Annotated in this window: 17 protein-coding genes; 4 read left to right on the forward strand and 13 right to left on the reverse strand. The window is 43.9% G+C overall.

Annotation, left to right across the window (positions count from 1 at the left end; translation table 11 throughout):
* Positions 1-4: 4 nt before the first annotated feature.
* Entirely contained in the window at positions 5-2,221 is a 2,217-nt protein-coding gene (locus ACO03U_RS06595) for an FAD-dependent oxidoreductase (RefSeq protein ID WP_204686827.1), read from the reverse strand.
* Between the two features lie 114 nt (positions 2,222-2,335).
* Here ACO03U_RS06595 and ACO03U_RS06600 point away from each other — a divergent pair, with 114 nt between their 5' ends.
* Positions 2,336-3,103, forward strand: a complete 768-nt coding sequence (locus ACO03U_RS06600) for a helix-turn-helix domain-containing protein (RefSeq protein WP_204686826.1) — start codon at positions 2,336-2,338, stop codon at positions 3,101-3,103.
* 79 nt (positions 3,104-3,182) lie between these two features.
* Here ACO03U_RS06600 and ACO03U_RS06605 read toward each other — a convergent pair whose 3' ends face one another.
* The 9 genes from ACO03U_RS06605 to ACO03U_RS06645 form a co-directional block, all read right to left on the reverse strand.
* Positions 3,183-4,436 carry a DNA/RNA non-specific endonuclease gene (locus tag ACO03U_RS06605; RefSeq protein WP_204686825.1) on the reverse strand — a complete coding sequence of 418 codons (1,254 nt, stop codon included), beginning with the start codon at positions 4,434-4,436 and terminating at the stop codon, positions 3,183-3,185.
* Between the two features lie 170 nt (positions 4,437-4,606).
* Entirely contained in the window at positions 4,607-7,465 is a 2,859-nt protein-coding gene (locus ACO03U_RS06610; protein WP_204686824.1) for an endo-beta-N-acetylglucosaminidase, read from the reverse strand.
* Positions 7,466-8,011: 546 nt separating this feature from the next.
* A complete protein-coding gene (locus ACO03U_RS06615) occupies positions 8,012-9,856 on the reverse strand; it encodes an ABC transporter ATP-binding protein (protein ID WP_204686823.1) in 1,845 nt (614 codons plus the stop codon).
* Positions 9,857-9,868: 12 nt separating this feature from the next.
* On the reverse strand, positions 9,869-12,259 hold the full coding sequence (locus tag ACO03U_RS06620) for an ABC transporter ATP-binding protein (protein ID WP_204686822.1): 2,391 nt from the start codon (positions 12,257-12,259) through the stop codon (positions 9,869-9,871).
* Positions 12,260-12,262: 3 nt separating this feature from the next.
* Positions 12,263-12,946, reverse strand: a complete 684-nt coding sequence (locus tag ACO03U_RS06625) for a TetR/AcrR family transcriptional regulator (RefSeq protein WP_204686821.1) — start codon at positions 12,944-12,946, stop codon at positions 12,263-12,265.
* A 433-nt stretch (positions 12,947-13,379) separates the two neighbouring features.
* Positions 13,380-14,297 carry a hypothetical protein gene (locus ACO03U_RS06630; RefSeq protein WP_204686820.1) on the reverse strand — a complete coding sequence of 306 codons (918 nt, stop codon included), beginning with the start codon at positions 14,295-14,297 and terminating at the stop codon, positions 13,380-13,382.
* A 230-nt stretch (positions 14,298-14,527) separates the two neighbouring features.
* Positions 14,528-14,791, reverse strand: coding sequence for a type B 50S ribosomal protein L31 (locus ACO03U_RS06635; protein WP_161868848.1), 264 nt, complete (start codon positions 14,789-14,791; stop codon positions 14,528-14,530).
* Between the two features lie 99 nt (positions 14,792-14,890).
* On the reverse strand, positions 14,891-16,183 hold the full coding sequence (rho, locus tag ACO03U_RS06640; protein WP_204686819.1) for a transcription termination factor Rho: 1,293 nt from the start codon (positions 16,181-16,183) through the stop codon (positions 14,891-14,893).
* An 81-nt stretch (positions 16,184-16,264) separates the two neighbouring features.
* On the reverse strand, positions 16,265-17,536 hold the full coding sequence (locus ACO03U_RS06645) for a UDP-N-acetylglucosamine 1-carboxyvinyltransferase (protein ID WP_204686818.1): 1,272 nt from the start codon (positions 17,534-17,536) through the stop codon (positions 16,265-16,267).
* A 228-nt stretch (positions 17,537-17,764) separates the two neighbouring features.
* Between ACO03U_RS06645 and ACO03U_RS06650 the strand changes: the two genes are divergently transcribed.
* Complete coding sequence (locus tag ACO03U_RS06650; RefSeq protein ID WP_204686817.1) at positions 17,765-18,139, forward strand: YxeA family protein; 375 nt, start codon at positions 17,765-17,767, stop codon at positions 18,137-18,139.
* 53 nt (positions 18,140-18,192) lie between these two features.
* Here the strand turns inward: ACO03U_RS06650 and ACO03U_RS06655 are convergent, their stop codons facing one another.
* Positions 18,193-19,158, reverse strand: a complete 966-nt coding sequence (locus ACO03U_RS06655; RefSeq protein WP_204686816.1) for a helix-turn-helix domain-containing protein — start codon at positions 19,156-19,158, stop codon at positions 18,193-18,195.
* Between the two features lie 685 nt (positions 19,159-19,843).
* Positions 19,844-20,713 carry a class II fructose-bisphosphate aldolase gene (locus ACO03U_RS06660; RefSeq protein ID WP_161868795.1) on the reverse strand — a complete coding sequence of 290 codons (870 nt, stop codon included), beginning with the start codon at positions 20,711-20,713 and terminating at the stop codon, positions 19,844-19,846.
* A gap of 369 nt (positions 20,714-21,082) precedes the next feature.
* Between ACO03U_RS06660 and ACO03U_RS06665 the strand changes: the two genes are divergently transcribed.
* Entirely contained in the window at positions 21,083-21,739 is a 657-nt protein-coding gene (locus ACO03U_RS06665; protein ID WP_204686815.1) for a hypothetical protein, read from the forward strand.
* A 281-nt stretch (positions 21,740-22,020) separates the two neighbouring features.
* Here the strand turns inward: ACO03U_RS06665 and ACO03U_RS06670 are convergent, their stop codons facing one another.
* Positions 22,021-23,631, reverse strand: a complete 1,611-nt coding sequence (locus tag ACO03U_RS06670) for a CTP synthase (RefSeq protein WP_204686814.1) — start codon at positions 23,629-23,631, stop codon at positions 22,021-22,023.
* Positions 23,632-23,926: 295 nt separating this feature from the next.
* Here ACO03U_RS06670 and ACO03U_RS06675 point away from each other — a divergent pair, with 295 nt between their 5' ends.
* Entirely contained in the window at positions 23,927-24,535 is a 609-nt protein-coding gene (locus ACO03U_RS06675; RefSeq protein WP_204686813.1) for a class I SAM-dependent methyltransferase, read from the forward strand.
* The last annotated feature ends 78 nt before the right edge of the window (positions 24,536-24,613 follow it).

Consider the following 24,613-nt stretch of genomic DNA (forward strand, 5'->3'; position numbering starts at 1 on the left):
CTCCTTAATAAACACGAATTTCGTACATAGATTTGACTGGGCTACCATTGGTTTCTAATAACTTCACGACCAATTTATCAAAAGGTTGCGGATTAAGGTCATGAACCAAGTGCCGCACCCGATTATCCGTCTCTTTGACGAGCAATTGACGGGCTCCTTGATACTCGCCCCAAATCTCGTAAGCCTTGATCAATTCTGGAACAACTTCAAAATTGGTCCGATGGTGGTGAAGATTGACGATATCTTCATTGACATCATCATTGAAAGTTAGCCGAATCTCAGAAACTGTTTTGGCTTCTTCCCAGTTCAAGGTGATGGTTTCTTCCTTGCTGCTTTCTTCTGAAACCCACAGATTTGGCATCCCGTATGGTCGTACCAAACCATTGATCAAAGCGCCTCCTTGATAACAAGTCCCCGCTGCAGTCTGGAAGACCAAGTTTTGACGATTGATTTTTTGATTCGTCCAATACAAAATGGCTGATTTTCGCACATAATCGTGGAGTTCCGGTTGATTCAATTCAGCGATAGGATCGTTGATAAAGGTCAACACCCCTGGTAAAACTTTCGAACTAAAGAAGACGGCTAGTTCCGGATTTTCCTTGAACTCCATAAAGATATTTCTCGCTGGACCTTGAGGCAATGGAATCGTCACCCATTGGCGCCCACCTCCTTGAACAGACAGCGTGGTTGCTTCAAGAAGGTTTTCAGGGATGTAGTTTTCCTGACGACCCGTTTCGTAAAATGCTACTTGCAAGTCAGTAGCCACCTGAGCTTCAAGTAAAACCCGCAGCTCTTTTTGACCAGTATAAGGGAAAATCAGTCCAACCCCTTGCGTCAAAGCCCGTTTGGTCAGCTGATTGGTACTCGTATCCAATCTTGTCAATTGACTAGATACGGAGACGGTTGCTTGTTTAACCAAATCCTCTGCGTCTTGATTGACTAGGCCAATCACTGAAGCGTCATTTTTCAGCAAGCGTTGTTGATACGCAGCTAGATGTGTTTGGTAAATCTCCCGCGGTGAACATTCTTGCTCAATCGCAAAAGCAGCGGCTGTTCCGGCAGCTTCTCCTAAAATCCCACAAGTCGCCATCACCCGAATCGTCCCGAATGCTACGTGACTTGCGGAAACATTGCGACCAGCAAAGAAGAGGTTCTCGATATTTTTAGAATACAACATCCGGTAAGGCAAGTGATATACGCCATCTGCTACCACGTGGCGAGCCCCAGCTGATTCAGTATACATCCCCGTCGATGGATGCAGATCAATGGACCAGCCACCAAACGCCACCCGATCTTCAAACAAGGTTTGGTTTTCGATATCTTGCTGAGTCAACACGTAATCCCCGATAAAGCGGCGGGATTCCCGTTTGCCAGGTAAGGTCCCAACCCATTCCAAATCCAAGGTAGCCGCATCATATTTCCCTGAGTTTTTGATGTGATCCCAAATACCATAAACAACTGCCAAGAGCTCATCACGAATGGGCTCATTGTCATGAATCGTATCTAGTTTTCCTCCCCACTCAATCCACCAATAGGCACAGCCATTATCTGCAGCCTTCAAAGTCCGATTGTTTAAAATGGAAGTATCGGTCAACTTTTTGGCAAAAGGTGGTGCAATAAACTTCACTGGCTCGCCAACATCTTTGGTATAAAACAACAACGTGCTTCCTAGCAGATCCTGGTCTGCTTCAGCAGGCGCCAATGATTCCCCGTACTCGGCTTGGCTTTCACGTCCCATGTGGAAAGCTGCTCCAGCCTTGGCACCCACCAAGCCATCCCCGGTACAATCGATAACATACTCTGCAGAAAAACGATAACTGTTTTCGGCAGCTTGCGTTTGCGCAATCACAGCAGCAATCCGATTTTCTGAATGCATTTGGACATCCGTTACTTCAGTATTTAAGAACAATTGGATATTTTGTTCTTTTTTTACTTTTTCTAACAATAGTAGATCCCAATGGTAGACATTGCCTTGGGGATTGCGATATTGGTTTTCTAAAAACAATTCTCCCATAATCCCTGTTTCTCGTGCATAGCGATTGACCCCGTGTTTGGTGGCACCGCAAACCCAAACGCGGATTTCGCTAGAGGAATTGCCACCTAACACCCCACGATTTTGGATTAGAGCGACTGTTTTGCCTTCTCGCGCTGCCGCAATGGCTGCACAAACGCCAGCTAAGCCCCCACCGGCGACGATGATATCTGTTTTGATTTCCTTCATGTGGAACCGCTCCCTCTCATTGATAGCCTTATTATAGTTTTTGTGATAAAGTATACAATGGTAAAAAGGAAGGGAAATTTGGCATTTTTTGACTTTTTCAAAGGAGGATGACAGATGGCACTTGTCAAGGTAATCGATCATGTCTGGTGGGAAGCAAAGCCCCATTTTCAACTTGCGCAGGATACCGATAGCTTTTGGGTGATGTATTTGATAACAGAAGGTCGCCTTGATTACCAAATCGGGACCGTCAGCGGACGCGGGCAAGGACCTTGTGTCTTGTTGTGCCCACCAGGCGTTCTTTTTCAACGAAGGGTGCTGGCTCCTTTGACATTTCACTTTTTCCGTCTAGACATTACCAGCAGTTTGCACCCACCAGTTGGTCCTTTAACGGTTGATGCTGAGCGCATGGCCATGGATGAGCAGCTGTTACGTCAGTATGTATACGATCTATCTGGACCCAGCTTTGTCATCCGCTCCCATCTAGTCGCAGATTTATTTTTGTACCAGCCGCCCCAGCTGATACAACAAAGCGATGATCCCTTATTCAAACAGCCCATCCGTCATCCCCAGATTTTGCGTCTGATTCGCTATCTCGAAACCCATTATCAAGAAGAAATTTCCATTAGCCAACTCAGCCAACAGTTCAACTTCAATGCGGCTTACCTTTCACGGTTATTCAAAAGTGAAACTGGAGTGTCACCGAAACATTATTTACTGCAATTACGTCTGAAAAACGTGCAACAACTGCTGGTCTCCACTACTTTACCTATCGAGGAAATCGCTGAACTGACGGGGTTTAAATATGGGTACCACCTCTCCAAATACTTTAAACAACAGTTTGCCATTAGCCCTAGCGAATTTCGCAAAAAGCATCGTGTCTGACTTAACAACTATTTTCAAATCAAAAAAACGCCACAACCTCCTGATTCATTGGAAGATTGTGGCGTTGTTTACTTTTCGATTACCCTTTCGGCGCCCGATAGCCAGCAGCGACTGCTTCCCTAACCGTTTTAAACATTTGTTTGGGATTGGTGGTGCGGTTGTAATAGGTTGAACCCGGAACGTGATAAATGCCACTGTTTGAGCCCTTAATCAAGCCATTGCCGTTTTCATCCACGTATTCTTGATCATCACTAGCGGTTCCTTGCCCACCATTATTAGTCGTATCACTGGCAGGTGTTTCTGTTTTAAACTCCCCTGTGTCTGACTGATCGTTCGAGTCAATTTCACTAGAACCATCCGCGTAATTTAGCGTCACTCCGTCTTGAATATTGAAGATATACATATTATAACTGACCGCATTGCTCCCAATTGATTGCGCTTCTAATTGCACCCCGCGAGCCAAAAGCTCATCCCCGCGAAAAATTGGCGTTACTCGATAGCGGACGTATCGATTGCTGTCCTCTTCCAAGTAATACTTCAAATCCATCTCGAAACTTAGCATTTCCGGCGAGTTTAATTGGCGAGTACCAGTCATCAAATTTTTCCAGTTGGCATTTTCACCAGATAAAGCAAAGCCAATCAGGTGAGAGCGATTATACAAATAGCCGCCTTTGATTTTCTTGTTCTTCCAGCCAGTCGGTTGAATAGCAGAAATATCCCCTCGTTCTTCTGTAGGCATCAAACTTTGGTTTAACATGGCATTGGCACCAGTTACACGATTCAAACTATCCAAATCACCATAGGATTCCCAAGCCCCATCTGTCAAACTAAGATCTTCCTCTGTGAAAAGCGGCACCCCGTCATTCGCTTCAATCGTTTGCGTACCTTGATACTCCAAGTTAGCTAGTTCGTTGACTACCTTTTTTTGTTGAGCGATGATCGTTTGTTTGGCATGTTCTTTTGCTGCTTTTGCTTTTGCTGCTTTTGCTTTTGCTGCTTTTGCTTTTGCTTTTGCTTTTGCTTTTGCAGCCTTGGCTTTTGCTGCGGCTTCTTCTTTTTCAGCTTTTTCTTCCTCAGTCTTGGCTCTAGCCTCTGCTACCTTTTTCGCCTGTTTCTTAGTGGCTTGTTCCTTTTCAGCTTTATCTTTAGCTGCTTGTTCTTCTTTCTTTGCTGTGGCTGCTTTTTTTGCTACTTGCTCTTGAGTGGCAGTGGCTTTCGTCTCTTCTTTTCCCTTAGCAGTCCCCGCATCACTACAGCCAGTCACTCCGCTGAACAATAAACCCAAACTAAACAATAAAGGAAAAACTTTTTTTATCTTTTTCGACTTTTTCATAGTGCCTCCCAAATTCTTTGGCGTATTTTAATTATCAGTTCTTTTAAGGAGCACGTCAATGAAATACAATCAGATTTATAAGTTTTCCTTCGTTATTTAACACTGCCTCAATCCAATAAGAAGACACCTTATGACAGCCTGTTACGCTATCATAAGGTGTCTAGTTTGCTTTATTTCAAACCATAAACTGCCATTTCATAAATCCGTACCGCTGTGTCAGAACCTTGTGTTGGTTTGTCCACTGATAGTTTCACATAGCGGGCGTTGACTGCTGGGAAGGTATCCACCGATTCTCCAGCGGTATTGCTGATAACGCGAGTGACTTGCTTGTAGTCTTTGCCATCTTCACTAACCAAAATCGAGTAAGCTTTGGTATTCATATCTGGCGCTTCGCCACCGGCTTCCGCATGGGCCAAATGAACTTCACTAATGGTTTTAACTTTTCCCAGGTCGATAGTGATTTCGTGAGGGGGTGTCCCAGTCGCACACCATTTTGTATCCAATTTGCCATCCACTGCAAATTCTGGTGCTTCACTATCATTGGTAAAGCCAGAAGCCTCAGTTTTTGCTCCGGCTGACAATAAGGCTAAGTCCCCTTTGGCAGCGTCGGAAACGGTAATAAATTCAGTGACTTCTACTGGGGTTTCCCCTGCTTTATTTTTGGCGGTTAGTTTTACTGCATAGACCCCAGCCTTGGCATAAGTAACCACAGGGGCGTCTTCGGTACTATCCGCGATGTCGCCACCGGTAAATTCCCATTTGACCGACTCAGTATTCGCCGAAGAAGTGTTGGTAAAGGTTACTTGATCTCCAGGTGCGATCAAAGTCCGAGAAGCGGTAAAGGAAGCTTTTGGAATGGCGTTATTTGGCCATTTCAAAGTGACTTTTTTGGAGTCCTGTCCTTGATTGCCCCAGATATCCACTGGCACCACGATAAAGTCGGTTTTATTGGTATCATCATTGCGTTCTAAAGCATTGATATAGTGATTTGCTGCTGGCGTGGCCCCGACAAAGGAACGGCTACCATCTTGATTTAGCCGATAAATATTGTAATGAGAGAAGTTCGCCATATCGACTGTGTCCCAAGTCAAACGAATACCGGCATAATTACTTTCTTCTTCATCAAAAAGGGCATCTTCAATCGCAACATTTTTGACGGTTTCGGTATTCTTAGCTTCTTTTGTAGTAATCGCTAGTTGTCCAAAATTGAACTCGTAGACATCACTAGTTTTTTCACTAGCCAGGCTATACGCAATTGATTTGACCTTCTGATCTGTCAATTTGTCGACATCAAAAGTGACTTTCGTCCAATCAGAACCAACTTTTTTGTCGCCTTTGATAGTTTCTTCAGTGCCATCTACCATCGTCAAAATGAGTTTCAAATCAGTTTTCTCACTGGCTTTAGCAGTCGTGGTGAAGACCGTGTCTTTCGTCAATTGCAGATCTGTCCCATAGAGTTTGATCTTGCTAGCCGTATTTTCATTCATGGTCCCTCGCAATTTCAGAGAGTTCCCGCCTTGATACGCCTCAGCATAATCCATCAAAACATCCAATTGATTGCCTTCTCCATGTTCAAAAATCCAGCGATAAGTGGGTAATACGTCTTGGAGACTACGGTTGTTCCAGTCCAATCCAGAGACTTTTTTACCATCGATGAAATAATTATAGCCATTCCCAAGATTGAAATTGGTGACAAACGGTGTCTGGGTCACAGCGGTTTGTTCTAAGGCATAAGTGGAAACCCCAGGCCATTGCCCATCAGCGACTGGTACGCTTAAAGTTGGATCAGCTTGACCATTGACCCAGAAGGTATTTTCACGAGCTTGGATATCATCTGGAGTCCCGCCAGAGAAATACGTCCAATCCGGTACATAAAGGCCTAGTGAAGTCAGGGGCTTGTTATTTTTATCAGTGAATAAGCTCCAGCGGGTTGGTGTCATGTAGCCATCTGCTTGGACATCGATACCTGCAAATAAATCGTAGGGATCGATATTCAACTCTTTAGCTTTGGCAGCGGATTTTTCCAATAATTTATCTTTCGCCAATTCATCGGTATTCCACCAGAAGTTCAAAAACATATCATCGGCTACGGGGTTCATGTCCCCATCCACCATGAAAGCATCATTTTTGTCAGTCAAGGCATTTTGCCAATCCATCTTACCCTCTTCGGTCATGGAGTCGTACCACATCAGCTCTTGTTTTTCGCCAACTTTTTCTTTGTACTCTTTGATCAATTCTTGCATCAAAGTGGCATGTTTTTTATTTAATTCGTTCGTAGCGGTATCTTCTTTTGTTTCCTCTTTATTTGCGGCTGCTTCATCAAAACTGGTGACTTCATTGTCTGTTTCTTGGTTGATAAACCACCCATCAAAACCATATTGGTCAGCCACTTCAATCAATTTATCCACGATTGGGAAATGCCCTGCTTTATCTTTTTCCAAAAATTGTGAAAGCCATTCGATTTTCCCACCATGTGCCGTTTGTGGGAAGAAAACCGTTCCTAAAATCGGCACCCCATTCTTATGAGCGGCATCAATGACATCGGCACTCGGTGGAACAATAATCCCTTCCCCCGAGGAACCGCCCCAGTAGACCATTTTATCGATATATTGCCAAGATGAAAAAACATTGGCATCAAAAGTGTTGATACCTCGGGGAGCGTTGCCGCTGGTACTAGCATTCATAATCGATAACGCTACCACTTGCATATCCGCATCTTGGGTGGCATTGCTTTTAGTCAATTGTTCTTTTTCTACTCGTTTGGCTAAAGGCGTGGTGCTGACATTGTATTTGGCATCTTCATCTTTTTCAAAGTCCCATTTTAGCAAATCCTCTGGAAACCAATAGGAAGATTGGGGTTGATTATCCATCCCGCGATTAAGTTTTGCCTCTTCTGTTTCCGAATAAACCACCTGTTGTGCCCCATCTTTTTGCTGGGTTGCTCCTTTGGTTTCACAACCGCTGGCACCGATCATCAATGCTGCCAATAACGTCAAGACTGCAGCACTTTTGAAATGAATGTGTTTCATCTTTCTCCTCCTCGTCATTTTTGCTCAAGAAAAAGTCCCTTTGAAATTAACTTCCAACTGGCTTCCCTAAGCTGATTTCTTTGATTGATTGTAAAACAGCACTCCTCTTATTCAGTATCGATGGAATCGTTGTCATTTTTGTGTAACAAAGCAAAACAACCCCGGTAATATAAACAACTCTTCTTTCTCAGAAAATCAAGAGACCACTCGTTTCACAATCAAACCACCTATTCAAGGTAACGCTTTCTACCATGGAAAAACAGAAACAAACTAAAGGTTTTCTGAAACAAATTAAAGGTCTTTAAAATTTTGTTTGGCTTTTAAAAATAACACCACGAAGACAGATAATTCCCACTATTTTTATAACTCCTTACTAGTGTTTTACAATTTCCCGAAAAACACAAAAACGAGAGCTGGTTTTAAGCGCCAGCTCTCGTCTACAGGAATCACTTTAATTTTTTTCTAAGCTAGTCGTCGCTTCAGGAAAAGATGGTGTGACACATTTCATTGCTCAATTTTCTGTTTCCTGAAGCTTTCCTGACTTTATCAACCAGCCAATTCTTCAAATTGTGAATTGTACAAAGCAGCATAGTAACCACCTTGGGCCAGCAATTCTTCATGGGTACCTTGTTCTTTGATATCGCCATCTTGCATATATAAGATCTTGTCGGCGTCTTTAATCGTGGACAAGCGGTGAGCGATGACAAAGGAAGTCCGGCCAGCCATCAAGTTGTTCATGGCATTTTGGATCAAAACTTCTGTACGGGTATCGACAGATGACGTGGCTTCATCCAAAATCAAGATTGGTTTGTCTGCCAAAATCGCCCGAGCAATCGTCAATAATTGTTTTTGCCCTTGAGAAATATTTGAAGACTCTTCATTTAAGACCATGTTGTAGCCACCAGGTAAGGTTTCGATAAAGTGATGGACATGGGCAGCTTTGGCAGCGGCATAAACTTCTTCGTCAGTCGCATCCAAATTCCCATAGCGCAAGTTGTCCATAATCGTCCCTTTAAACAACCAAGTATCCTGTAAGACCATCCCGATATTTTCTCGGAGATCCGCCCGGTTGAAGTCTTTGATATTGTAGCCATCGATTTTGATAGCTCCGGAATTGACATCATAAAAACGCATCAACAGTTTCACCATCGTCGTTTTGCCGGCCCCAGTTGGTCCAACGATCGCGACGGTTTGGCCAGGGTCCACATGACTACTAAAGTCATTGATGATGATTTTATCTGGGTTGTAGCCAAAATGAACGTGGTCGAAATCCACCATTCCGCTGACTTTGCCAACTTTCACTGGATTTTCAACAGTTTGCGCTTCTTCTTCTTCGTTCAAGAATTCAAAGACCCGTTCAGCAGCGGCTGCCATCGATTGCAACATATTGGAGACTTGTGCCAATTGGGCAATCGGGTTCGTCAAGTTGCGGACGTATTGGATAAAGGCTTGGATATCCCCTACCGTGATGGTCCCGTTGTAAGCGAAAATCCCACCGATAATCGCGACTGCTACATACCCTAAGTTACCGACAAAGTTCATGATTGGTTGCATCAAACCAGAAAGAAATTGTGATTTCCATGCAGATTTAAACAACACTTCATTTTGCTCAGTAAATTCTTTCAAGGCGTTTTCTTCATCGTTAAACAAATGCACGATGTTGTAACCACCAACAGTTTCTTCTACTTGACCATTGATAATCCCCAAGTATTTTTGTTGGGTAGCGAAGTGTTTTTGCGAAAACTTCACGACAAACAAAATCAATACCAGGGAAATCGGTACGATCAAGATGGAAATCCCCGTCATTGGTAATGAAATCGAAAGCATCATCACGATAACCCCAATCACCGTAAAGGTCGAGGTGATCAGCTGCGTGATGGATTGGTTCAGCGATTGTCCTAGCGTATCCACATCGTTGGTAATCCGGGACAAAACTTCACCAGTGGTCCGACTTTCAAAATAATTCATCGGCATACGATTGATTTTTTCGGAGATTTCTTTCCGCATACGGTAGGTTACTTTTTGCGTAATCGTGGACATGATCCAACCTTGCATCACACCAAACGCTGAAGATACTAAGTAAAGACCTAGCATAAAGAGGAGAATTTGTCCGATTTTGTCAAAGTTGATGCCACCGGTACCTTGATATTTACTAACCAGTCCGGTAAAGAGTTCCGTAATCGCCTTGGAGAGGATTTTCGGACCCCAAATATTAAAGATCGTGGATACTGCGGCAAAGATCATTACCATCAGTAACGCAATTTTGTAGTTTGCCAGATAAGCGACAAGTTTTTTGATTGTCCCTTTGAAATCTTTGGCTTTTTCACCGGCACCCATCCCGCGACCCATACCAGGTCCTCGTTGTGGGCGACGTTCGTTATTTTCTGCCATAATCTTTCCCCCCTATTCTGCTTCCAAACCTAATTCGGCATTACTCAATTGGGAAGAAGCAATTTCTTGGTAGACTTCTGATGTTGCCATCAGTTCATCATGGGTGCCTTGAGCGACGATCCGTCCTTCATTCAAGACGATGATGTTGTCCGCATGTAAAATCGTGGAAATCTTTTGCGCCACGATGATTTGCGTAATCCCAGAGACTTGTTCGGCCAATGCCCGGCGCAAGGCTACATCCGTCTTGTTGTCCAAAGCGGATAAAGAATCATCGAAAATCAAGATTTTAGGATCTTTGGCTAACGCCCGGGCAATCGACAAACGTTGTTTTTGCCCACCGGAAACGTTGGTCCCACCTTGGGAGATTTCCCGGTCATAACCAGCTTCATTGCTTTCAATAAACTCAGTCGCTTGGGCAATTTCAGCCGCTTTTTTCATCTGTTCATCAGTGATACCAGCTTCGTTACCAAACTTGATATTGGATTGGATATCTCCGGAGAAAAGAACCCCTTTTTGAGGAACAAAACCAATCAAGTCATGCAACTTGTGCAAGCTTATTTCACGAATGTCAACACCATCAATCGTGATGCGACCTGTCGTCGTATCAAACAATCGAGGAATCAAGTTCACCACTGTTGATTTACCGGAACCCGTCGACCCGATCAATGCGGTTGTTTCTCCGGGTTTTGCAGTAAAGTTGATGTGATGCAAGACATCTTCGTCAGCATCTGGATAACGGAAGCTGACCCCTTCAAATTTGACTGCGCCAGTATATTCTCGGTCATCTTGTGGATTTTTAGGATCGGTAATCGTCGGTTTAGTTTCCAAGACTTCATCCACCCGACCAGCAGAGACGTTCGCCCGTGGCAAGATGATGGAAACCATCGAAATCATCATAAAGGCCATCACGATTTGCATCGTGTAAGTGATGAAGGCCATCATATCCCCTACTTGCAGTTGTCCGGCATCCATATTATGACCTCCGACCCAGACGATCAAGACTGAGATCCCATTCATGACTAACATCATCACTGGCATCATGATGGACATGGCCCGATTGACAAACAATTGCGTTTTCATCAAATCTGTATTGGCACCATCAAAACGTTTTTCTTCGTATTTTTCACGAGAGAAGGCCCGAATGACTGGCAAACCAGTGATGATTTCACGAGAAACTAAGTTCACGCGGTCCACGAGTTTTTGCAAGCTCTTGAACTTCGGCATGGTGAAAATCAACAGGGTTCCGACTAATACCATCACCGCAGCCACCGCTACACCGATAATCCAGCCCATGCTTGTCCCCGTTTGGTAAACTTTGTAAATCCCACCTATTCCGAGAATTGGCGCATACAAGACCATCCGGATACTCATCACTAACCCCATTTGGATTTGTTGAATATCATTGGTACTCCGAGTAATCAATGAGGCTGGGGAGAATTTTTCCATCTCGGCATTGGAGAACTGTAAAATCTTGCTGTATTGACCCAGTCGCAATTCTTTCCCGACTTTTGAAGAAACTAAGGAAGCAATCAAACCAACTAAGACGGCAGCTACGGCAGAGACTAAGGTCAAGCCGATCATCTGCAGCCCTTTTTTGATCATATAATTGGTTTGAATTTTACCAGTATCCATATCCAATGCTTTGTATTCTGCTAAGGTTAATTGGACCCCCACCGTTTTCATGGAGTCTGCCCCCATGTCGCCTAGCTCATCGGTGGTCGCTTTTCGAGCTTCTTCGACTTTGGCTGGCATTTCCTCAGTCGTCTTAGTGATTTCATCAGCTAATGCTTGGGCTTGGGCACCTTTGTCTTTGGCTTGGGCACCTAAGTCTTCTGCTTCTGCCCCTTTACTTTGAGCCGTAGCCATATCCCCACTTGCTGCCGCGGTTTGAGCTTCAGTAGTTGCGGCTTGGGCTTGCTTTCCTAATTTTTCAGCTTCCGCACCAAGTTCTTTGGCTTCGGCACCTTTTTTACTCAAACCTTGGTAGCTATCCATGATTTCTTTTGCTAGGCCGGCTTCAGAAGAATCCTTTGCTTGTGAAGAGGCCAACATCATCATGGGCAGTTCAAAGATTTTTGACAGTTTGCTTTTGGTCATGCCTTCTTTTAAGTCAAGTTTGTAAACTGTCTCTTCCTTGCCATCGACTTTTTCGGTGGTCTTTTTGTAATTATCGGCAATAGTCTCTTTTTCATCCTCCGTCATAAACAGTTGGATGGCCGACAAGGTAGATTCGCGGATTTTATCTGGAGTGACTGTTTCCAGGCCCCCTTGTTGGATCCCCACATCCACGATATCTGAGGTGATACTTGGCAATGTCAAATCGCTGTGGGCTTGCACTACCAACAATAACAAGGCAGCCAAGATGGCATACCAATATTTTTTGAGATACTTAAATAATTTCATGGCTTAACCTTCCTTACGTTGTTCATTTTTCGGTATTTCTTTGGCGGCACCGTATTTTAACCAACTGATTTTCAAATTAAACTCCGCCTGAATCTTATCAATATCCAACTCCGGCTGATCAAGCAGCTGACGATACCCATCCGCTACGGTGGAAAAAACCACGTGCATCAACAATTTGACTAGAATTCTTAGATCCTCTTGGCTTTCCAACTGCAACAAAGACAGGTCAATCGTGTCATAAAACTCTTGCCACTGCTCATCTGATTGGTGTTGATGCAGCGGCGGGTGAATCCCCCGGTTAAAAGGTGGCGCCACTTTATGAAAGGAACGGTAATCCATGTTCATAAAGAGATTGCGATAAAAGGCGGCATTTGGCCCTTGCAAGACTTCTTCCACCATTTTGGCAAAATACAGTTCGAAGCCGTCAAATAAGCGACCATCAGCTTTTTTCATCGCTTTTTTCAATTCCTCTTGGGCATTGCGATGACTACTTTTAAAATAATAGAAGTAAAGATCATCTTTATCCTCAAAATATTGATAAAAACTGCCCCGAGGAATCTCCGCATCTTTAATGATTTGCGCAACCGAAGCCTCTCCCAAAGGCACTCTGGAAAATTCTTTTTTCGCCGCTCGCATAATCCGTTGTTGTTTTTCTAACGGCAAATGAAAAAAGGTTTCCTTTGGCATGCTACTCCCTCCCATCGTGATTGTTGCCCTCCAAATGACAGACTGTCATGTGACACTGTGTCATTATACGCCTGTGAGAATGATTTGCAAGGATTTTGCATATAAAAATTGTGATTTTTTTATGAATTAAAAAACAACATACCTTGAAAGCTTTTTCAGAAAATGTAGGTAAAGAAAAAGAAGGCCGTGATAGTAGACGCCCTCTTTAAAGATTTCAAATATAAACTTGATGAAAAAATTGATTGAAATAACTTGTCAGACGAAACTGTTGGAAAAGGAAAAGAGGCCCTTCTGTTATAGAAGAGACCTCTACTTATTATTTAGATCAAAAAATGATTCATTACTCTTCACAACCATTTACGTCTCCTGATTTCCCGCAAGCATCTAATCAACTTCAAATAGCTAAAAAAAGCAATTGATTTTAAAACAAGGCTTAGTCTTCCCAACCACAGATGGTGTAGCCGTTAGCCTTTGCTTGATCGACCGTCATATCCACTACAGAATTTGCTTGACTGAGACCCCGGCATCCAGGACTATAATGATATTTTCTACCACTTTCAGGTGCAACATACACCACTTCGCCACTTGCTTGCGCTTGTTGCGCTTGTTCTGCAGCAGCAATGCGTTCGGCTTCCGCTTGTTCTGCAGCGAGTCGCTCAGCTTCGGCTTGATCAGCTGCAACACGTTCCGCTTCTGCTCGCTCAGCTGCTAAACGATCGGCCTCGGCTTTTTCCTGAGCAGCTTTTTCCTGGGCAGCTTTTTCAGCTGCTGCCTCTTCAGCAGCAACCCGTTCAGCCTCGGCTTTTTCTGCTACTATTCGTTGCTCTTCTGCTTTAGCTGCTGCTTCTTTTGCTGCAGCAGCTTTCTCAGCTTCCGCTTTTTTCGCTGCTTTTTCTTCGGCTTCTTTTTCAGCTTGGGCTTGTTTTTCAGCCTCTTTTTTCTTTGCTGTCTCTGCCAATACTATCTTTTCACGCTTTTTTGCTTCTGCTTCTTTAGCTAATCGTTTTTCTTCCGCTTTTTGAGCTTTTTCAACAGAGGCTTCGGTAGCTACTACCTCACTGGATTTCTTTGTTGAAACTTGTGTAATTAGATTGTTGGGGGTGGCACTCTGCCTGTGATCCGCATTTCCTGCAAATGCACTACCGGCCACACTAATGGCAAGTGCACTCAAGGCCATAATTCCCGCTAATTTAAGCCGTCCTCTCTTTCGTTTAAACAGACTAAAAATAAAGAAACCAATAGATAAAAATAACCCTAAAGCTCCAATATTTAAATAAACATTAGGTAAAACCTTGGCAAAAGCAAGGAAAATCAAGAGGATACCAAAGCCAATGAAATACTTGTTTTTCATCTAAATCCCTCCAATGTTAGCGCTACATTAATTATCAGATGAATTGTAATAATCGTCAAGAGTTAAATTAAAAAATAAACAAATTAAACTAATTAAATACAAAAATAAATCATCATATACTATTGCCAATGACATTTCAAAACACAACCAAATGCAAAAAAAAGAGGTCCTCTCGTACATGAGAGAAACCTCCAAACTGTTGATACAACAGTATTCTAAGCAAGTTAGAATTATTCCGCAGCGTTTGCGTCTTTGAGACCGTATTTTTTGTTGAAACGGTCGACACGTCCGTCTGCTTGGGTGAATTTTTGACGGCCAGTGTAGAATGGATGAGAGTCAGATGTTACTTCGACACGGATCACTGGATACGTGTTGCCATCTTCCCATTCAACAGTTTCTTGAGAGTGTTTTGTAGAACCTGACAAGAATTTAAAACCTGTTGTGGAGTCCATAAATACAACTGGATGGTAATCCGGATGGATATCTTGTTTCATAATCGTTTTCGCTCCTTTGCCCTGGTCCATCTGCTGCACCAGAGTTATTTGTCTAATTTACAACAGTAACATATTACCATGATTCAAATTTAGATGCAATTATCTTTTTTGATTTCGCGGATTCTTTCGACCAAAGCTAACTTCTGAAAAGGCATCAAACAATTCCTGATTGCTTTTGGTCTTCGTCAGCAGTTGCCGAAATTGCTCTGTATACTCTAAAGCATCTCCGGTCATGTTATTGCGAATCTTCCAGGTTTCCTCCAGTTGGTCCGGAGTCATCAAGAGTTCTTCTTTCCGTGTGCCGGAGCGTTTGATATCGATTGCTGGGAAGATGCGGCGTTCGGCAAGCTCTCGAGACAGGTGAAGTTCCTGATTGCCGGTCCCTTTAAACTCTTCATAGATGACATCATCCATCCGACTGCCGGTATCCACTAAGGCGGTGGCAAGGATGGTCAAGCTGCCGCCTTCTTCGATATTACGAGCAGCGCCGAAAAATTTCTTAGGTTTGTAGAGTGCCGCCGGATCAATCCCCCCACTTAACGTACGCCCACTAGGAGGAACCACCAAGTTATAAGCTCGTGCCAACCGGGTGATGCTGTCCATCAAAATCACGACATCTCGCTTATCTTCCACTAAGCGCATCGCCCGCTCCAAGACTAGTTCGGAAACACGAGTATGGTTTTGTGGTTGCAAGTCAAAAGTCGACGAAACAACGTCGCCTTTGACGCTTCGTTCCAGATCAGTGACTTCTTCGGGACGTTCGTCAATCAATAAGACAATCAGCTCGACTTCGGGATAGTTATCGGTAATCCCATTGGCAATTTCTTTCAAGATACTTGTCTTTCCAGCTTTTGGCGGGGCTACGATCAAGCCTCGTTGGCCAAAGCCAACCGGCGCAAAAATATCCATCATTCGCGTAGCCAAGCGGCCGCGAGTGGTTTCTAGTTTGATATGACGGGTGGGATACAAAGGGGTTAAGGCAGGAAAATGGGGCCGTTGTTTGGCTTCTTCGGGATCTTTGCCATTGACCGACTCCACATGCATCAAGCCGTAATAGCGCTCTGATTCTTTAGGGGGACGGGCTTTGCCGGCGACTTTATCACCATTGCGCAAGCCGAAACGGCGAATTTGTGAAGAAGAAATATAAATGTCTTCAGCACTGGGGCCGTAATTGATTGGTCGCAAAAAGCCATAGCCTTCTTGACCAATAATATCTAGGACTCCCTCCATAAAATAAAAACCTTGCTTTTCTGCTTGAGCCCGGATGACCGCCAAGGAAAGCTCCTTTTTGTTCATCTGGCTATAGTAGGGAATTTTAAATTGTTTGGCATAGTTGTAAATCTCTTTTAGTGTTTTATGTTCCAACTCTGCCATTGTTAAATAATCAGCCATCTGGCCACCTCATCTTTTCTAAATACATAAGCAGGCTCTTTTTGGTAGCCAATCCACCAAAGAGAACCTGCTTGAATTTGCTTACTCTACCTCTGGAACTTCAACCATCTCGATATCCGCACCCAAAGCCGTCAGTTTCTCTACGATATGATCGTAGCCGCGCAAAATAAACTCAACATTGCTGATGGTGGTTTCCCCTTCAGCCATCAAGCCGGCAATGACCAAACAAGCCCCGGCCCGTAAATCGCTGGCGACCACTTCAGCTCCATGGAGTTTACTTGGTCCGTTAATAATCATCATATTGCCTTCGATTTCAGCCGCTGCCCCCATCCGTTTCAACTCAGGAATATGGTTTACCCGCTTGGTATAGATAGTATCGATCACTTCTGAAGTACCTTGGGCTTTGATCAATAAAGGAGTGATTGGTTGTTGCAAATCCGTTGCAAAACCAGGATAGGGATAGGTTTTCACAATGACTGGCTGAAGATGCGGTGCAGGATCGACTTCGATGGTATCTTCCGAAATCGCCATAGTCACACCGAGCTCTTCTAGTTTGGCAATGTAGCTTTCCAAATGTTCATAAATGACATTATGGACTTTGATTCCTTCACCGACTGCTGCTGCCAAAGCTAGATAAGTCCCTGCTTCAATGCGATCGGGAATAATCGAATGACGGCAACCATGCAATTCAGTCACGCCATCGATCCGGATTTCATTGGTTCCTGCCCCACGAATTTTTGCTCCCATATTGTTCAACAAGGTTGCCACATCGATGATTTCTGGTTCCCGCGCCGCATTTTCGATAATCGTGCGCCCTTTGGCTTTGACCGCTGCCAACATGATGTTGATGGTGGCACCGATGGAAACCATATCCAAGAAGATGCGTTCGCCATGAAGGTCGTGATCATCTGTCCGCAGATACATCGCACCATGTTCGTTGGTCACTGTCGCACCAAGGCTTTCAAAACCTTTGACGTGGAGATCGATGGGCCGCGGTCCTAAATAACAACCACCAGGCAAACCGACCACCCCTTCGCCAAATTTCCCCAGCAAAGCGCCCATAAAATAATAAGACGCCCGCAAGCTATTGATTTTGCCACTAGGCATCGGGATGGAGACAATATCGGTGGGATCGATGAATAACGTGTTATTCGAAAAATTCGTCCGAACCCCCATGATTTCTAAAATTTCAATCAAAGAATGGACATCCTGAATATCAGGAACCCCTTCTAAGGTTACCGGTGAATCAGCTAAAATAGCTGCTGGAATCAACGCTACCGCACTATTTTTGGCTCCGCTAATCGTGACTTCCCCTTTTAAAGGGCGGCCACCGCGGATTTTTATTTTTTTCATTTTCGTCACCTAAACTCTACTTTTAATTATAAAAAAATGAATCTCTCCTTTAATTTTAACACAGGGAGCGACTTTTCAAAATAGCAAATCACTTGCCTTGGGATCGTAGGGCTGTCCCAGAAGTGAAATGACAAGTTTGTTAGTTGGGATTCGGACCTCAGACGGATGGCTCCACCCCCGTCTTTCGTTAAACTAGCTTCATACCTAAAACAAACGGAGGAAACAACGATGAAAAAATTATTTGGAACCTTACTAACTGGCGTCTTATTACTGGGAGCTGTCTGCGTCATCACGCCTCAGTTTACCAAAGATGCCCCGGGAGAAATCAGCGGTATCCTTGATCGCTTCAATCCCTTGGTGCCTACGAGTGAAGTCTATATCAAAACAAAAGCACCGGATGCCGTCAACAGCTACGGCACCGCGACTTACCGCCAAACTGCTGTGGATCGTAACGGCAAGACACGAAAAATCGAATTTAACGGCTTGAGCGAACTGAATGTGGATCGTTATTTAAAGCTAAAAAATAAAGGTGCCTATGTAGAAACTTATGAGGAAGTCTCGGCAAAAGACCTTCCAGAAAAAGCTTTGGCCTATTTAGGATAAGTAAAAACCCGAGAAATTGGTAGTTATACCAAACTTCTCGGGTTTTTTAGTCGTTAACGGGAGTTCTCTCGTAATTTCAAAAGAGCCACCAGCACGGCGTACAATAGCCCGGCAATCGGCCAGAGCACCCAGCTAAATTGCCAGTTACCCGTAATCAAGCTATAGCCAACATAAAGTGCCGTAGCAGTCAGCCAATATATCGTGGCAATGGAATCCACAAAAGCCGATTTCTCTTTGATTTCCCGAGCATAATCCCCTTCTTGCAACAGTTTCAACATACTTTCCCAACGAATTCCATTGAGAATGAACAGCCCCACCCCAATGGCTTCAATGACTAATAACATCACCAAGCCGCCAATCTGGTAGCTTTCATTTGCCGTCATGCCACCGATTAGCAAAGGGACCACCCCTAACATACATAAACAAGTCGCGACGATATTATAAGTTACATAACGTGGACGATAAGCTTTTTGACGCTGGGAAACCATCCCCGTTACCCCATATTCTGTTTCAAAAGGCTGATCATTCAAAAACTTGAAAGGTTCCGTCTTGAAGCCACTATAAAGTAAAACGGCTACTGCTAATGTAATCAATACCAGCAATAACGCCAACCCTGAAAGGCTGGTGAGCCCCCCACTGCTAACCTGACGGACTTCCGAGATACCTGTCAACCCCAGCCAACCCGCCACTGCGATTATAATGAAGCTTACCGCTACCGCAATCATTCGGCCGGTGGTTTCCTTAATCTGCAAAAACTCATGGGCTTGTGCCAATGTCACCTGTGGCAAGTTTTCTTTGGGTTCGACAAAATCTGGCTCATCAATCTCATCTTTAAATAAATAATCCGTACTCACGCCAAATAATTCCGACAAGGCTATCACTTTTTTAATATCGGGAATCGCTTGTGCACTTTCCCATTTGGAGACAGATTGCCGGGTCACTCCCATCAATTCCGCCAACTCTTCTTGTGTCCAACCGTTCTTCTTTCGTTGCAAAATAATCTTATCTGCTAGTATCATTTTTTCCACCTCATTTATTTCTGGCTAAGGGACTTCCTACTATTAAAATACAGGAAAATATGGTTACATACTAGAAATTGGCGGTTGTTCTTTGGCAACTGCTGGTTGCATTCCCGTTGCAATCAGTAGTTTGACTGGTAGCAACAGCAAACAGCGTCAGCCTTACTACCAAAAGAATAACATGATTCCCTGGTAGAAAAAAGCTAAAGGGTGGCATTGTTTATGCCGACTTAAGAGAAAACCGGCAAGATTCACCGGGTAAAGGCTATTAGATTTTAGTCTCTACTAGCAAGGCGGAAGAAGCTCCTTCATAAAGCCAACTATCATTAGAGTTAGGAGGGTGAAAACTTGTCCAGTAGAATTGATATGACAGTAGCTTTAAATACTGAAATGACTATAAAATTATTACCCATATAGTTACATCTTACAGAAAGATGAACGAGTAACGACAAATTGCTTTGTATTTGGCATTTTCCAATCTAGCTATCCTTATATCAATGTCTAGGTCGCTAAATTTTTACCTTTTTCCAGCATCAAAAAGATGGCCTGATCCGCTCTTAAATCCTAATACATCAGCTTCTTGGCGCATAGTTTTTTATAAGTTCTTCATCCACAAAAAAACTCCCACCACCGCAAAACTTGCAGTCGTGGGAGTTTTATAGTTAGTGATTTAACTAGTTTTGATTTAGGCTTTGTTAGCTGAACCGAACCAGTCGATGTGTTCTTCTGCATCTTTAACGATGGCAGCTTTACCTGGAGCCAACAATTTACGAGGGTCAAATCCTTTACCTTCGTGGTCTTTACCAGCTTCAATGTATTCGCGAGTTGCTTTTGCAAATGACAATTGGAATTCAGTATTAACGTTGACTTTAGAAATCCCCATAGAGATTGCTTTTTCGATTTGTTCTTGAGGGATACCAGAACCGCCGTGCAATACCAATGGCACATCTTCGCCGACAGCTTTAGCAATTTCTGCTAAGTGGTCGAATGCCAAACCTTGCCAGTTTTCAGGGTAAACACCGTGGATATTACCGATACCACATGCCAATGAGTCGATACCTGTACCAACCATTTGGACACATTCGTTAATGTCAGCTAATTCGCCAGCACCGATGATTCCGTCTTCTTCACCGCCAATTGAACCAACTTCACATTCAACTGCGATACCTTTAGCATGAGCTGCTTCAACAACTTCACGAGCTTTTTTCAAGTTTTCTTCAAATGGCAAATGAGAGCCATCGAACATAACTGAAGTGTAGCCAGCGTCGATACAAGCCATAGCTGCGTCGTAGTCACCATGGTCCAAGTGGATAGCAACTGGTACAGTAATGTTCATAGATTCAACTAAGTTATTGATCAAGTTTACGATCAATTTGTAGCCACCCATGTATTTTGCTGCGCCCATTGAAGTTTGGATCATGACTGGAGCTTTTTTAGCTTCTGCTGCTTCCAAGAGTGCTTGAGTCCATTCCAAGTTGTTTGTGTTGTAGCCGCCGATTGCGTAACCGCCTTTACGAGCTGCTTTCAGAAATTCTGCTGATGATACTACTGGCATGATAAAATTCCTCCTAAAATTGAGTACTTTATTTGTTAAGCCGTGACTTAACCAACGTCTATATTTTAGCAAAGTTATCCGATAAGCGCTAGTAATACCGCCTTATTCTTCTCGGATTTCCCTAAAAAAGGCGAAATTTTCCTATCTTTTTCAGAAAACTCATGATGGTTTAAGGAAAATAATCAAACCATGACAATTATCGCTACCGGCCTCGTTTCTGATACCCTACCTTTTTTGGAAATTTCTCCTTTCAAAGCAAAAAATCCCCTTCCCCTTGGTATAATGAAGCAAGTTAAAGCACAATCCTTTGCTTCTTAAAATGAACGTAAATATGAGAGGAAAAGGCTAGAAAGTAGGGAAAATAATCTGATGATGTTTTGGAAAACCAGCTATTTCGCTGAAAATGCTAGTAAAAATCTGATCCGCACACCGGGAATTTGGGGCACCGCGGTCCTCGTCTTCTTACTGAGCCTGATCACTTTTTGTGGCGTCAACGGCTTTTATTTATTGAGCGATTGGTACCGAGAAGTCGCCACTGGTTTACGCGAAGCAGAAAATGGCACCGGTTCTCTGATTCAGCTGATCCAAGCTCCGTTGATCCCAATCCGCATCTTTCAAGGGGTTGCCCTTCTCGTCACACTCTGTGCCGGGGGAACGACGATTGCTTATTGTCATCGTAGTTTCCGTCTCTTCGCACAAACCCAGGAACAAGACTTTAAAATCATGAGTTTAATCGGTGAAAGCGTCAGGGGAATCAGTGGCGAATTTGCCCTCCAAAGTCTGCTGTTTTTAGGGACAATCTTGGGGATAGCCGGCATCGTTGCCAACCTCTTGTATTGGTTCAGCTTAGCCCCAGCTGTTTGTCATGATCGTTTCGGTAGCTTTGGCGCAATGCTGGTCGCTCTCGCTTCCGCTCATTTCCCGCCGATGGCCCTCGCTCTGAGCTATGTGGCTTTGCGCTTATTTGGCTATGTCCGCCGGCTACTGTGGTCCTGGCTAGACGGTCGGTGGGCTGTCACGGCATAAATGGTTTGTCAATTAAAGGGCCGATCACCTTCACACAAACGGTTGGGATCGTCGACTTGCACAACGAAGACGTCATACCATTGACTTTTTTGAGGTCACCTTACTTTTTGCAGATGAAATCGCAGGCTAAGGGCTAGCATCCGCTGATGATTTGTTATAGAAGAAAATTGAGGAATGAAGCCAAATTTACGAAAAAATGCAGAACTGGCGGCGTGATCGCCGCTGGTTCTGCATTTTTGATTAGACTTCGATTGAAGAAATGACACTTTTGTTACCGTCTCTTATTCCCCGATTTCTTCCCCTAAAGAAGCCCCTACGAAAGCTTTAATCAAGCGTTGTGGCCGGTTTGGTCGAGAAATCAATTCTGGGTGGAATTGGCAACCTACGAAGAACTTCTTATCAGTAATTTCAACAATTTCAACCAAACGATTGTCTGGAGAAACACCGGAGAAGGTCATGCCGTTTGCTTCGAAAATTTCCCGGTAACGGTTGTTAAATTCGTAGCGGTGACGGTGGCGTTCTTGTACGACATCACCGTTTGCATAAGCTGCGGCAGTGGTGGTGCCTTTTTTGATTTTACAAGGGTACAAGCCTAGACGCAATGTCCCACCTAAGTTTTCAATGTTTTCTTGGTCAGCCATTAAGTCGATGATGTTGTTGGCTGTATCGGGATTGTTTTCCGCTGAAGCCGCATCTTCCAAGCCTACCACGTTGCGAGCAAATTCGACACAGGCCATTTGCATCCCCAAGCAGATACCCAGGAACGGCACATCGTTTTCCCGAGCGTAACGAATGGCTTCGATTTTACCTTCAATCCCGCGGTCGCCAAAGCCTCCAGGAACCAAAATCCCGTCAGCATCCTGCAACAATTCTTCCACGTTGTCAGCTGTAAGGTCTTGTGCTTTGATCCAATCCAATTCGATATCGGCATCATAAGCAAAACCAGCATGTTTTAAAGATTCCACGACTGAAAGATAGGCATCTGGCAATTCCACATATTTGCCGACTAAGGCAATTTTAACTTTGCGTTTTAAATTCAAGACTTTTTCTTCCAAAGCTTGCCACTCCGTCATATCTGCAGCTGGTGCGTCGATTTTCAAATGATCACAGACGATTTGGTCCATTTTTTGAGCTTGCAACATCAAAGGAATGGAGTACAATGTTTCCACGTCGCGAGATTCAATAACAGCTTCTGGTGCCACGTCACAAAACTGCGCCAATTTGTTTTTAGTACCTTGCTCGACTGGTAACTCAGTGCGAACGACAAGGATATTTGGTTGAATCCCCAAACCGCGAAGTTCTTTGACGCTGTGTTGGGTTGGTTTTGTTTTCATTTCCCCTGCTGCTTTTAAGTAAGGGATCAAAGTCGTGTGGATGTACATGACATTGTCCGCGCCTACGTCAGCTTTCATTTGGCGTAAAGCTTCCAAAAATGGCAAGGATTCGATATCCCCTACCGTTCCACCGACTTCAGTGATGATGACATCTGAGTCAGTCATTTTGGCTGCCCGCATGATTTTTTCTTTGATTTCATTGGTGATATGAGGGATGACTTGGACAGTCGCTCCTAGATATTCCCCTTTGCGTTCTTTCCGTAACACTTCGGAGTAGATTTTCCCAGTGGTGACGTTGGAATATTGGTTCAAGTTGATATCGATAAACCGTTCATAATGCCCTAGGTCCAAATCGGTTTCTGCGCCATCATCGGTGACAAAGACTTCCCCGTGTTGGTATGGACTCATTGTCCCTGGATCGACGTTGATATAAGGATCGAATTTTTGGATCGTTACTTTCAACCCGCGATTTTTCAAGAGACGTCCTAGAGAAGCTGCCACGATCCCTTTCCCGATTGATGAAACTACGCCACCAGTCACAAAAATGTATTTTGTCATTCAAACTACTCCTTCTCGTATTTGTTGGTAAGCACTGTCGAACAATTTTTCAAGAAAGCTTCCTGAAAATAGAAAAGCTCCCTATCCAGATGAATAGGGAGCTTTGAGATCACAGTTTGTGTACCCTCTTAAAAGGGTGCCCAAGTAGGATAATACAAGCTGAAGAATCAAAAGTCAAGGCGGATATTTTTTGAAAAGGCTTTTTCTAAAGAATCTCTTTTGCCAAGAAATACCTAATCCTCCATCCCCAGACCTGTGATATGATGGCAATAATCAAAACACAAGGAGCATACCGATGACAAATGTTTTCAACCAATTAGCGAAAACTTACGATACCCCACAACGCCAAGCCCTCGCTGAAACTATCTTAACCGAGATTCGCCCAGATTTTGCGGAAGCCAGCGACAAAACACTGTTAGACTATGGTGGCGGCACTGGTTTGCTTAGTCTCCCCTTAGCTTCCTTAGTCAAAGAAGTGGAACTTTTGGATCTCTCGGAGGAAATGAGTCACCTTGCCCAAGAAAAAGCCACGATTGCGGGACTGGAAAACTTCACTAGTTTCCAAGGGGATTTACTGGGAGAACAGCCAGCCCTGACTCCACCGGATATCGTCCTAATGTCCTTGGTCCTACTCCACATTCCTGATACGAAAGAGATATTAGCAGCACTTTACCAACAGCTAACTCCCGGTGGGCAACTGATACTCGTGGATTTCGACACGAATCCTCTCGTCTCCCACCCAAAAGTCCACAGTGGCTTTGATCAAGGGCAACTACAGGAGCTGCTGCAAGCAATTGGTTTTACCCATATCAAAAGTCATACTTTCCACACAGCGGATCACCTCTTCATGAACCAACCCGCTAGTATGTTTCATTTACGGGCTACTAAGCCTGCTATGGTATAACTCTAGTAGCTCCCGAGACCAAAACAAACGCCTCGCCCCGAAGCAGTTTCCTTCGAGGCGAGGCATTTCCTGTTTGTA

Source organism: Enterococcus diestrammenae, from assembly GCF_049384045.1.
GTDB lineage: Bacteria > Bacillota > Bacilli > Lactobacillales > Enterococcaceae > Enterococcus_C > Enterococcus_C diestrammenae.

Coding starts and splice junctions, on each gene's coding strand:
- ACO03U_RS06650 (WP_204686817.1), top strand. CDS start 17,765: ATGAAAAAATTATTTGGAACCTTACTAACTGGCGTCTTATTACTGGGA.
- ACO03U_RS06670 (WP_204686814.1), bottom strand. CDS start 23,631: ATGACAAAATACATTTTTGTGACTGGTGGCGTAGTTTCATCAATCGGG.
- ACO03U_RS06645 (WP_204686818.1), bottom strand. CDS start 17,536: ATGAAAAAAATAAAAATCCGCGGTGGCCGCCCTTTAAAAGGGGAAGTC.
- ACO03U_RS06660 (WP_161868795.1), bottom strand. CDS start 20,713: ATGCCAGTAGTATCATCAGCAGAATTTCTGAAAGCAGCTCGTAAAGGC.
- ACO03U_RS06605 (WP_204686825.1), bottom strand. CDS start 4,436: ATGAAAAAGTCGAAAAAGATAAAAAAAGTTTTTCCTTTATTGTTTAGT.
- ACO03U_RS06610 (WP_204686824.1), bottom strand. CDS start 7,465: ATGAAACACATTCATTTCAAAAGTGCTGCAGTCTTGACGTTATTGGCA.
- ACO03U_RS06635 (WP_161868848.1), bottom strand. CDS start 14,791: ATGAAACAAGATATCCATCCGGATTACCATCCAGTTGTATTTATGGAC.
- ACO03U_RS06655 (WP_204686816.1), bottom strand. CDS start 19,158: ATGATACTAGCAGATAAGATTATTTTGCAACGAAAGAAGAACGGTTGG.
- ACO03U_RS06595 (WP_204686827.1), bottom strand. CDS start 2,221: ATGAAGGAAATCAAAACAGATATCATCGTCGCCGGTGGGGGCTTAGCT.
- ACO03U_RS06675 (WP_204686813.1), top strand. CDS start 23,927: ATGACAAATGTTTTCAACCAATTAGCGAAAACTTACGATACCCCACAA.
- ACO03U_RS06625 (WP_204686821.1), bottom strand. CDS start 12,946: ATGCCAAAGGAAACCTTTTTTCATTTGCCGTTAGAAAAACAACAACGG.
- ACO03U_RS06630 (WP_204686820.1), bottom strand. CDS start 14,297: ATGAAAAACAAGTATTTCATTGGCTTTGGTATCCTCTTGATTTTCCTT.
- ACO03U_RS06665 (WP_204686815.1), top strand. CDS start 21,083: ATGATGTTTTGGAAAACCAGCTATTTCGCTGAAAATGCTAGTAAAAAT.
- ACO03U_RS06600 (WP_204686826.1), top strand. CDS start 2,336: ATGGCACTTGTCAAGGTAATCGATCATGTCTGGTGGGAAGCAAAGCCC.
- rho (WP_204686819.1), bottom strand. CDS start 16,183: ATGGCTGATTATTTAACAATGGCAGAGTTGGAACATAAAACACTAAAA.
- ACO03U_RS06615 (WP_204686823.1), bottom strand. CDS start 9,856: ATGGCAGAAAATAACGAACGTCGCCCACAACGAGGACCTGGTATGGGT.
- ACO03U_RS06620 (WP_204686822.1), bottom strand. CDS start 12,259: ATGAAATTATTTAAGTATCTCAAAAAATATTGGTATGCCATCTTGGCT.